Genomic DNA, 11,619 nt, shown 5'->3' with positions numbered 1-11,619 from the left:
CGAACACAGAAGTCAAGCTTCTTAACGCCGAGAGTAGTTGGGGGATCGCCCCCTGCGAGGGTAGGACGTTGCCATGCACATCGAAGAATCTTCCGTTGGAAGGTTCTTTTTTTGTGTCTAAAATTAGCCCGGCATAAATTAAGTTCCATTTAGATTGCGAATAACCTAATGAGAACATATTAAAAGAATCGTCAGCCATCATCGCTAACGATTCTTTTTAGTAGGTAATATTATTTTTCGAGGAATTCAATAAATAATTTTTGATAGATTTCAATGAAGTCTAAATACATCTGTTTAGGTAAACTTTCGTTAACTTGATGTTGGGAACCATCTCCTGGCCCATATACAGCAAAAGGAAAATCATGCGGCTTATCCTTAGCTAGATTAGAAGCATCGGTAATTCCGGGGCTTGCAGCCACGACAATATCACGTCCTGCATATTCTTTACCTAGTGACTGAATAATTTTAACTAACTGGTTGGAAGGACTCGTAGCAATTGGAAATTCATTCATAATTAAGTCTGTATTAATTTGAGCTCCATTTGCATTGTAAGATTTAACGAATGTTTCAATCTGCTTAGCCACTTGGTTATTATCGTATTCTGGAATCGTACGAACGTTGACCAAAGCGGTAGCTAAATCAGGTAAGGAATTAATCTGACTACCACCATTCAAAACGTCAATGTTGAAACGTACTGGTCCCATCTCTCCGGCTGGAATCGTTTCGAAGTAGGTATTAGCTTCATTCAATAGTTGCATCAACGGTACTAGAGCGTTGTAACCTTTTTCAGGAGTAGAGCTATGAACGGAAGTACCTTTAGAAGTAAATTTAATATCGAAAGAACCTTTTTGTTCAGAAGCAGTACCGTAGACGGTAGAAGGCTCCGCAATTAGCAAGCCCGCTGCGTCTTCCATATAATGATCGCGATAAAAGGCGGCGGAACCTTCTTCACCAACCTCTTCTCCGGCAGTTGCTAGCAAACGAATTGTACCTTTTTTGGGTAAGCCTTGTTTTTTCAATTCAATCATGGCAATTACTAAAGCTGCTAAACCAGCCTTCATATCTGTAATTCCGCGACCAAAGAGTTTGCCATCTTTTTCAGTCATGGTAAATGGATCATTATCCCATGCAGCCAAATTTCCAGGATCAACGACATCCATGTGTCCGGAAACAGCTAAGACAGGAGCGCCTTCCCCAATTTCGGCAACTAGATTAGCCCGCTGACCCTCAAGTGGGAGAATTTTTGCCTCAATGCCATTTTCTTGGAATAAATCCTGCAAATATTCTGCAACTTCTAATTCGTGATCGTTAACAGATTTGATTTTAATTAAATCAGCTAAAATTTTTAGATATGTTTGCGAATTTGAAACCATAGTATCCATTCCTTCCTTCATCCTTTTTCAATAAAATAGCTTACGCTTTTTTTACTAAAACTGCCACTAAAAACATAAGTTACACATTTCTAAAGATTCAGCCGAAATTAGGGTAATGGTCGCAAATACCTTGATAAAACCCTATGAAAGCGGTATCTTTAAATGACTAAACTCGAGGAGATGTGCTTATGTATCAAGCAAATAAACAACGTTATGACCAAATGCTTTATAACCGAATTGGAAATAGTGGATTAAAACTATCCGCAATTGGATTAGGACTTTGGAACAACTTTGGAAGTGTGGATCCGTTAGAAAACCAAAAAGAAATCATCCACCAAGCTTTCGACTTGGGAATTACGTATTTTGATTTGGCTAATAACTATGGTCCCGAACCCGGTAGTGCGGAAGAAAACTTCGGTCGGATTATGAAGTCTGACATGCACGCTTATCGTGACGAGATGATTATTGCTAGCAAAGCAGGTTACGTGATGTGGCCCGGACCTTATGGTAACTGGGGATCACGAAAGAGTATTATCGCTAGTGCCGATCAGAGTTTAAAACGGACGGGCTTGGACTACTTTGATATCTTCTACAGCCATCGTCCCGATCCAGAAACTAACATTGAAGAAACTGCTTTGGCTTTGGATCAATTAGTGCGAGCAGGCAAGACCTTATATGTCGGACTCTCTAACTACAACGGTGAACAAACCGCAGCAATGGCAGCCATCTTTAAAGAATTGCATACACCATTTGTGATTCACCAACCACGTTACAATATGTTCAATCGACAAGCGGAAACCGACCTTTTCCCAGTGCTAGAAAAGGAACAAAAAGCCGCTGTTGGTTTCAGTTCCTTGTCACAGGGATTGCTAACGGATAAGTATCTCGGCGGAATTGCTGATGATTCACGGGCCAAGAAAGCTACAATTCCATTTTTGAGCCCAGTTCAAGTTAAAGAAACCTTAGCGACCGTTGAAAAATTAAACCAAGTCGCTCAACAAAGAGGACAAAGCTTAGCTCAAATGGCGTTAGCTTGGAATCTTCGTGAACCAGCCTTGGCCTGCGCCCTTATCGGAGCTAGCCGACCTCAACAAGTGATTGATAATGTACGGGCCCTCGATCATCTTGATTTCTCAGATGAAGAGTTAGCCCAAATTGAACAAATTCTTGGAGAACAAACGCCAATCGACTGGAGCACCCGTTAATCCACCCGTCGTTCAAAATCTTTCATTCGGAAACTAATTATGGAGGCTGAAATGAACATCGATAAAACTACAATTTCAAATAAGTTTAAAGAAGTTTTTCATACAGATGTGGACGAAGTCTATTTTTCACCCGGTCGCATTAATTTAATCGGAGAACACACCGATTACAATGGAGGTCATGTCTTTCCATGCGCCATCAGTTTAGGGACGTACGGCGGATATCGACGCCGAACGGATGGACTGGTAAGAATGTATTCTGGTAATTTTCCAGAGGTAGGAGTGTTGGAGTTTGATGTAAACCACCTCGATTTTGAACCGCAATACCAGTGGAGCAATTATCTTCGAGGAATGATGCGCGAAATTCGGGATTTAGCCCATGCGGACTACGATCATGGGTTTGAACTCTACCTAGAAGGCGATTTGCCAGATGGCGCTGGATTATCGTCATCGGCTTCGATTGAAATGTTGATGGGTACCATTCTTAGTAGCGAATTTAATTTTAAAGTCGACCCCGTAGTCATGGCGAAGGCGGGACAAAGGGTGGAGAACAATTATATTGGGGTAAATTCAGGCATCATGGACCAATTTGCGGTCAAAATGGGGAAACGCAACGAAGCAATCTTCCTAGATGCCAATACCATGGAATACGAGTACTCACCGTTGGACTTAGGAAAGCATATCGTATTAATCATGAATACCAATAAGCCGCATACGTTAGCTAATTCGGAGTACAATACGCGACGCGCGGAATGTGAACAAGCCTTAGATTGTCTGAAGCGAAAACTCAACATCAGCACGCTAGGAGACCTCTCCAACCCTGCCTTTGACCAATACACCTATTTGATTCGAGACGAAACTTTAATCAAACGGGCTCGGCATGCGGTCTTTGAAAATCAACGTACGATGGATGCCAAAAAAGCATTAGATAACGGCGATTTGAAACTATTTGGTCGTTTAATCAATGCTTCCCATATCTCACTTCAATATGACTATGAAGTGAGTGTTCCAGAACTAGACCTGTTAGTCAGTGAAGCTTGGGAACATGACGGGGTACTCGGCGCGCGGATGATTGGTGGCGGATTTGGTGGCTGTGCGATTGCTTTGGTTGAACAGGATCAAGTAGCCGATTTAATCGAAAAAGTGGGTGCTAAGTACCAAGCTCAATTTGGTTATGCCGCTGATTTCTACGAAGCCAAAGTGGTCGATGGACCACATAAAATTTAAGTAAAAAAACATGAAATGAGAACCGCAATAACTCATTTCGTGGTTTTTTTACTTTCTATCATCAAAATGCCATGTTCTAACTAAAATATAATAAAAAAGACGAATTACACCTTTTTCGGGATGAACTACACGTTTTGGACCAAAAACTACACCTTAAAAACCGTTTTTGACTTCTGTAGTATTAATAATTGACCAAGGGCCCTTGGATCTACACTTTAGGAGATTCAAGAAATGGAAAATAATGAAAGAACAATTAAACTAGGATTAGAACACTTATTAGAAGACGGCCACGAAAAAATCGTGTACGGCGCATTAAAAAAATTACACATTAACACTCGCTCAGTCGAATTTGACGATTTTTTGCAGGAGGCTCGTTTGGCATACGCTAAAGCATACGTACGCTTCCCACAGGACTTGCAGGAAAACGATCGACAGTTCCACGGCTACGCCTATCAGGCGGTTTACTGGCGAGTGCTGGACATCATTCGTTACCGACAAAAGGAAAAAGACGTGCAAGCTGTAGAACTAGAAGACGATGAGAAACAAGAAGCCCGATGGGGGCATAAACCATCGTGGGTAGAACGCATAATGTCTGATCAACTTTTCCAAGAGGTTTACAAACTTTGCACGCCAGCTGAAAAACGGTTCTTGAAAGCTTGTTATGTGGAACAACTTTCGGGAGCAGAAATTGCGCGTAAAGAAAAAGTGAGTCGTCAGAGCATTTATAAGTGGCGAAAAGCGGTCGGAAAAAAGGCCTTATATGTTATCGGTAAAGGTGAGGATATGGACTATACCAAAGCACTGAAAAAATAGGACAGGTTAGTAAAAATCACGGGGGTAAATTTTACCCGTGGTTTTTTGGTTAGGTAAAATAAATGACCGATAAATTCCTACGGCAAACGCTTGCAAAATATTGTGAAAAATAATACTATAATACCAGAAGTAAGAACGTGTTTTATAGCAACACTAAGTACGTCCGGGGAAGCGGGCTTACTTCGTTTAGGTTTGGTTGCATATAAATTTAATATAAACGGGGGAATATTTTTAATGGGTAAGGAAAATATTGTGGGTGATTTACACGCTGTAAATCAGAAATCTAGTAATTTAAAAATGTTCAAGGTTGGAAAACAGTGGGTTTTAGCATCGAAAGTTATTACGCTGTTTGGGACAGCGGGCAACTCCGATAGCTTCGAAATGGATGATACCGAACTACAACGATCGCAAAAGATAGATGGGGTAACCAGAATGGCTTCGTACCATTATTAATAAAAAAGCATACTGGCTCCTTTTTTGTGGGTTGCTCAGGTAAATTTCTTTCAAAAAAAAGTATTGAAAGTATTAGGCATTTGTAGGCAAGTATGATAGAATATAGAGAACGAGTGAAAGCGGTCTCAACTATAACCAATAAATTTAAACTTTAAAAATAAAGGAACAGTTTTAGGTGGACCAATAACAGCAGTTGTTATTGCACTGACACGGTTTCCGAAAAATGAAAGGATGATTCTTAAAATTTAATATTACAAGTCTCTCATGGAGGTAGGGCCAAGATGTCGTGAGGCATTAAGCACCGCCACTGATCTGAGCTTCTTGGGAAAATCTCCTTGAAGTGGTGGTGGATAAACGTTCTTTGAGAACAAGGGGAGGGGCTTGTAAGACTAAATAACCACTAGTGTAAGGCTACTGTACGATTATTGTAGGAATTAATCGGTTAATGACGGAATTGTGCGCAAAAAACGATTTTCGCAATGTGCAATTAGGGGATGTAATTGAGTTGTGAAATGACGCATTTTATGGGTAAGCAGTAACAGGGGAAGTCCGACTTCGTTGAAGGCGGCACGCAATATCGCAACAAAGGGTTTTGAATCAAGCTCCGTAAAAAGTGGTAAGAAAAAAATACTTGAGCAAGTACATCTGTCGGGGAAGCGACAGATCTGGGATGATAATGATTCACTTGGGAAGAAGTGAAGAATGGTAAGAATTAAGGCTACTGGGGGCAGTAGTTATGGGTCGGAATCTAATGGATGATTTTCATAGATTTTAGGTAGGCTAACAATTCCAAAATTAAAGCGCAGTTCAAGTTAAACACTAGTAAATAAGAATCTTCCTTACAAGTAAAGTAATAGTCTAGAAGTTTTGATGATAAAATTTCTGGGCTATTTTCTTTTGCTTAAAAAATGATTTTTACAGATAATTTTTTCGCTTTTTCATCTTTTTCATAATAAACAAAAACGCTATAAACGCCTTAACCATGGGATTTTAACACCTGTCAGATTCCTCAAATGGGAATATGTGAAAAACTTACTATTATCTAAGTGTAAACGCTTGCAAATATAAACAGCGGGTATTATTATTTCAGCATAAGCTAAGAAACACTTAATCGTACATATCAATTGCTGGAATTATCTGCGGACTAGCTTAAAAAAATTTTTTTGATGGGAGTTTTTATAATGGTAAGAAGGTATAGAAATAGGGAAAATATTGTTGATATAGAAAATAAAAACTTTAAGATGTATAAAGCCAATAAACATTGGATTTTCGCATCGGCTGTAATGCTTTCATTGTTGGGGACGGGAATGGTCTCTACAAGTAACGCTAAAGCTGATACAGTTAACGACACAGTTCAAACTACTGCGATTCAAAAAAATAGTACGAAACAAGAGGCGACCACAGTTTCTTCGGCGCCTGAAAGTGCTGCTACCAAAGCAGCAACTTCCGCTAGTTCAAGCGCAACTAGCTCAACTCCAAGTTCCGCGACTTCCGCAGTGACGGAATCAAAAGCTAAAACAGCTAGCACCGCTCCTAGTGTAAGCAACGATACTCAAAAACAGGATTCACAAGCTCCTTCTAGTGCAGCTAAAACACAATCTTCCTCGGCTAGCTCTTCGGCAACTAAAGCCAATAGTTCGGCTAGTACATCTGGGGAAAAGACAAAATCTAGTGCGGCTAGTTCCGCTAGCACACCGGCAAAAAATACATCGGCTAAATCAGATGCCACTTCATCAGCAACAACTTCATCCAACGCCACATCGTCGGCAACTAGTTCAGCTACGAGTTCGAATGCTAGCTCGAACGCAAGTACCAATCCATCAAGCGCTGCTTCGAGTTCTGCTACCGTAGATGCAGACGGAATTAATCCAGCTCAAAACGATAACCAAAATAAGGATCTTAATGACAATGCGGCTAAAGCAGCCATTGATAATCAAAATAATCAACAAGATCAAGATATTGATACAACTAAAAAGAAAACCGATACCGATAAGCAAAGTAATATCCAAAAGCAAGCAAATAAGAGCGGCAACGTAAAGGCCGGAATCGATGTCTTGGCTAATGGTACCTTAGAAATTGACGGTTCAGCTATCAATGGTCTTAAAATTAACGATGATGGGACTTATTCAGGACACTTAATTTTTACTTACAACGGAGATTCGCTTAGTCTTCAAGCTTTCGAAAATTCACAAATATCAATTCAAATACCAAAACAATTGCGCGATTTGTTTAATAAAATGAAGGCTGATAATAGTTTTTATGAATTCATCCAGGGGCATTTCCATTTCAGCACATCAATTTACCAGGATAACTATGACTATATAGCCAAAGGCTATAGTTTTGACGGGGAAAATTTGATGGTTAGAAATCCTAGTGAATCAGCGTTAGGATGGAAAAATTATCAAATTACCTTTGATTTGGATTTAGGAGGAGCGGTCAATACTTATCATGAAACGATTGATGATGCTTCTAACAACTATCCGTTTGAAGCAATTTTAACTGAACCAACTTCGATTATTGACTGGAATGATGTATCTGACTATACAGCCAGAGCATCGCTAGATACTAATCAATTAATGCCAAAGAAAGATGAATTGCCAGCTCCATATGTTGATCAACCAATTTATGATACCGATGGAATGATTAGTGGAACAGCCGAGCCAGGAGCTCATATTGAAGTTACGGTTAGTGGCACAGTCATTGCCTCTGGAACGGCCAACAGTGACGGTAGTTTCCAATTCAAAATCACACCTCAAACAGCTGGAACTATTATTGATGTGTCTCAAACCGTTGACGGGGTTGAAAGTAAAGGGACAGACGTTGTTGTCCAACCATCACCTGTAGTAGTTGCTCCACCAACTATTGACCAACCATTTACTGGTGATAATACAGTGAGTGGTACAGGGATTGCCGGCGACACAATCATTATTTACAATGATAATCACAATCCAATTGGGCGAGGTATCGTTGATGAAAATGGGAAGTATGTAGTTGATTTGGAACCTGGATATACTTTATACAACGGGGAAGTCATTTACGCCACTCAAATTGATCAGCAAGGACGCCGGAGTGATGAAGTATCAAAAAGAGTACAAGATCAAGTTGCATCCCCAATTATCAACCCTGCTAAAGCAGGAGATCGCAAAGTTACTGGAACTGGTGTCTATGATGATACTATCAAGCTTTACAACAATGACACGGGTAATCTGATTGGAACAGCCACGGTAAGAGCGGATGGCACTTGGTCCGTTAGTTTACCAGCTGATCTGAATTTGATTGATGGCGAAGAATTAAGCGCTATTCAAATTGATACTAAGGGAAATCAAAGCAAACCAACCTATCGCGTAGTTACCGGTGCTGTTGAAGCTCCACAAATTAACCAGCCAACCGCTGGAGATCAGGTCATTTCTGGAACAGGGATAGCTGGTGATACGGTTACAGCTTACTTTGATGATGGATCTTTGATTGGTAGCACAGTTGTTAATAATAATGGAACTTGGACGATTAGTGTACCAAATCATGCTAAATTAATTGAGGGTGACGGAATTTATGCCGTACAAACGGATCAGGACGGTAATCAAAGTAGTCAAACGCATGCAACGGTTATACCAAAAGCAGAAGTGGCTACACCTGAAATTACCGCGCCAACTGAAGGCGATCGGACAATCTCTGGTAAAGGAGCTGCGGGTGATACAATCACCGCGCACTTTAGTGACGGTTCAGTTATTGGTAGCACCATCGTCAATAGTGATGGAACTTGGACGTTGAATGTATCAAGCCATGTAAACTTGAATGCGGGTGACAATATCTATGCTGTCCAAACGGATCGAGACGGTCATGAGAGTGATAAGGCTAATACAATCGTCTTACCAAAAGCAGAAGTGGCTACACCTGAAATTACCGCGCCAACCGAAGGCGATCGGACAATCTCCGGTAAAGGAACCGTGGGTGATATAATCACCGTGCACTTCAGTGATGGTTCAGTCATCGGTAGTACGGTTGTCAACAGTGATGGAACTTGGACATTGAATGTATCAAGCCATGTGAACTTGAATGCCGGAGACGACATCTATGCTGTTCAAACCGACCAAGACGGTAATGAAAGTAACCACGCCAATACAACGGTCTTACCGAAAGCAGAAGTAGCCAAACCAGAAATCAATACACCGACTGAGGGCGACAAAGTCATCACTGGTAAAGGAACGGCCGGTGATACTGTGACCGTTTACTTCGATGACGGCTCCGAAATCGGCAGTGCAGTGGTCGATACTGATGGCACATGGACAGTGAAGGTCTCAAGTCATACGAGTCTCAATGCTGGAGATGATATCTACGCTGTGCAAAGCGACCAAGATGGTAATCAAAGTGATAAAACCAACACAACAGTGCTACCTAAGGTGGAAGTAGCAAAACCAGATATTGATACTCCAACCGCCGGTGATAAGAGCATCACTGGTAAAGGAACGGCCGGTGATACCGTAACCGTCTACTTCGATGATGGCTCTGAAATCGGTAGTGTAGTTGTTGGTAGCGACGGCACATGGACCATCAATGTACCAAGCCACTCTACACTCAATGGTGGCGATAATATCTACGCTGTACAAACCGATCAAGATGGCAATCAAAGTGATAAGGCCAATGCCACGGTCAAAGCCAAAGAAGTAGAAAATCCTACAATCAAAGCCCCAACCGAAGGCGATCAGACTATCACTGGTACAGGAGTAGCCGGCGACACAGTAACGGTCTACTTTGATGATGGCACCGTAATCGGCAGTGCGGTGGTCGATAGTGAGGGTAAATGGACCGTGAACGTCTCTGGTCATACGAGCCTAGCAGCAAACGACAAGATTTACGCCGTGCAAAGTGATCAAGATGGTAACCAAAGTGACAAAGTTAATACAACGGTACTACCAAAGGCGGAAGTGGCAAAACCAGAAATTACGGCTCCAACTGCAGGGGACCGAACTATTAGTGGTAAGGGAACGGCGGGTGATACAGTGACCGTTCACTTTGATGACGGATCGGTAATTGGCAGTGCCGTAGTTGGGGCTGATGGAACTTGGACTGTGAATGTACCAAGCCATTCCAACTTGAATGCGGGCGATGATATTTACGCCGTTCAAACTGACAAAGACGGTAACCAAAGTGATAAAGCAAGTACAACAGTGCTACCAAAAGAAGTAGCAAAACCAGAAATCAATGCGCCGATCGCTGGTGCTGAAACAATCACAGGTAAAGGTGTAGCAGGCGATACAGTAACGGTCTACTATGATGATGGCTCTATAATTGGCAGTGCCGTAGTCAACGAAGATGGTACATGGACAGTAGAAGTCTCGGACCACACTAAACTCAATGGTGGCGACAACATCTACGCGGTACAAACCGACAAAGACGGCAACCACAGTGATAAAGCAAGTACAACAGTGCTACCAAAAGAAGTAGCGAAACCAGAAATCAATGCGCCAATCGCTGGTGCTGAAACGATCACTGGTAAAGGTGTGGCAGGCGACACGGTGACGGTCCACTACGATGACGGCTCTGTAATCGGTAGTGCCGTAGTCAACGAAGATGGTACATGGACAGTAGAAGTCTCGGACCATACTAAAACTCAATGGTGGCGACAATATCTATGCTGTGCAAACTGACAAAGACGGCAACCAAAGTGATAAAGCAAGTACAACGGTGCTACCAAAAACAGTCGAAAATCCAAAAATTGATGCTCCAACTGCCGGTGACCCTACCATCACTGGTAAGGGTGTACCAGGTGACACGGTCACGGTTTACTTCGATGATGGTACGGAAATCGGTAGCGCAATGGTCGATGCCAACGGTGACTGGACGGTCGATGTCTCAAGTTATATCGATCTCAAAAATGGTGACAACATCTACGCCGTGCAAACTGACGAAGACGGTAACCAAAGTGAGCAAGTGCCAACTACAGTAGTACCAAAAGAAGTGGGTGCACCGCAAGTCAATGCTATAATTTCAATTCAAGTTATGTTTTCGGGAACAGGAACACCGGGTGATACAATAAAAGCTTACCTTGATGATGGTACTGTACTCGGCAGTGTAGTAGTAGAAGCCGATGGTACTTGGGAGATACACCTAGCAGACGGTGTTGAGCTCACAGCTGGCGAGAATATCCATTTTGTCCAAATTGATCCAGCTGGTAACCAAAGTGAGGAGGTAATCATGACGGTAACCGATATGTAACCACAAAAAATCATGGTTACTTAAAGTAACAAATGATGGTGGTAGGGCCATAGAATAGCAAAACACGTTATTAGTTTATAGGACTGATAACGTGTTTTCTGTTACTTTTACCCAAAAAGTGATACTCAAAAAGAATTGTACCCCCTTAAATAGATTTTGATAACAATAAGTAACTCCTTAACGTTTCTATCGAAAAAATAAGTATACGGCGTTTATTTTCTCGGACCGAAAAAAAATTCGAAAAACACACGACAAAATACAGTTTATGATGTATTATTTAGGGTGTGTACGGAACCATGTCTACTATTATTGATAAGTTGTTAATTATAACAGGCGAT

At 41.6% G+C, this 11,619-nt stretch carries 8 protein-coding genes; 6 read left to right on the top strand and 2 right to left on the bottom strand.

The window, feature by feature from the left end; all coding sequences use genetic code 11:
* Both HFC68_RS09300 and HFC68_RS08130 read right to left on the bottom strand, forming a co-directional pair.
* Positions 1 to 202: hypothetical protein (locus tag HFC68_RS09300; RefSeq protein ID WP_218574071.1), on the bottom strand; the 202-nt coding region annotated here is incomplete at its 3' end.
* A 28-nt stretch (positions 203 to 230) separates the two neighbouring features.
* A complete protein-coding gene (locus HFC68_RS08130) occupies positions 231 to 1,373 on the bottom strand; it encodes an ArgE/DapE family deacylase (RefSeq protein ID WP_372237466.1) in 1,143 nt (380 codons plus the stop codon).
* A 188-nt stretch (positions 1,374 to 1,561) separates the two neighbouring features.
* On the opposite strand from HFC68_RS08130, the gene HFC68_RS08125 reads away from it, so the two are divergent.
* From HFC68_RS08125 to HFC68_RS08100, 6 genes are all read left to right on the top strand, one after another.
* Positions 1,562 to 2,578, top strand: coding sequence for an aldo/keto reductase (locus HFC68_RS08125; protein ID WP_011672847.1), 1,017 nt, complete (start codon positions 1,562 to 1,564; stop codon positions 2,576 to 2,578).
* Between the two features lie 57 nt (positions 2,579 to 2,635).
* A complete protein-coding gene (locus HFC68_RS08120) occupies positions 2,636 to 3,802 on the top strand; it encodes a galactokinase (RefSeq protein ID WP_167399771.1) in 1,167 nt (388 codons plus the stop codon).
* Between the two features lie 231 nt (positions 3,803 to 4,033).
* Positions 4,034 to 4,615, top strand: coding sequence for a sigma-70 family RNA polymerase sigma factor (locus tag HFC68_RS08115; RefSeq protein ID WP_011672849.1), 582 nt, complete (start codon positions 4,034 to 4,036; stop codon positions 4,613 to 4,615).
* Between the two features lie 234 nt (positions 4,616 to 4,849).
* The gene (locus HFC68_RS08110) at positions 4,850 to 5,068 is read left to right on the top strand and encodes a KxYKxGKxW signal peptide domain-containing protein (protein WP_002834326.1); all 219 of its coding nucleotides are present in this window, start codon (positions 4,850 to 4,852) and stop codon (positions 5,066 to 5,068) included.
* Positions 5,069 to 6,249: 1,181 nt separating this feature from the next.
* The gene (locus HFC68_RS08105; RefSeq protein ID WP_167399770.1) at positions 6,250 to 10,713 is read left to right on the top strand and encodes an Ig-like domain-containing protein; all 4,464 of its coding nucleotides are present in this window, start codon (positions 6,250 to 6,252) and stop codon (positions 10,711 to 10,713) included.
* Positions 10,703 to 11,281 carry an Ig-like domain-containing protein gene (locus tag HFC68_RS08100; protein ID WP_167399769.1) on the top strand — a complete coding sequence of 193 codons (579 nt, stop codon included), beginning with the start codon at positions 10,703 to 10,705 and terminating at the stop codon, positions 11,279 to 11,281. Before HFC68_RS08105 ends, HFC68_RS08100 begins: the two co-directional genes overlap by 11 nt.
* The last annotated feature ends 338 nt before the right edge of the window (positions 11,282 to 11,619 follow it).

This window comes from Pediococcus sp. EKM201D, from assembly GCF_011800215.1.
Classification (GTDB): Bacteria; Bacillota; Bacilli; order Lactobacillales; family Lactobacillaceae; genus Pediococcus; species Pediococcus pentosaceus.
The sequence above is the reverse complement of the archived record's forward strand: the minus strand, read 5'-3'. Positions and strand labels throughout refer to the sequence as shown.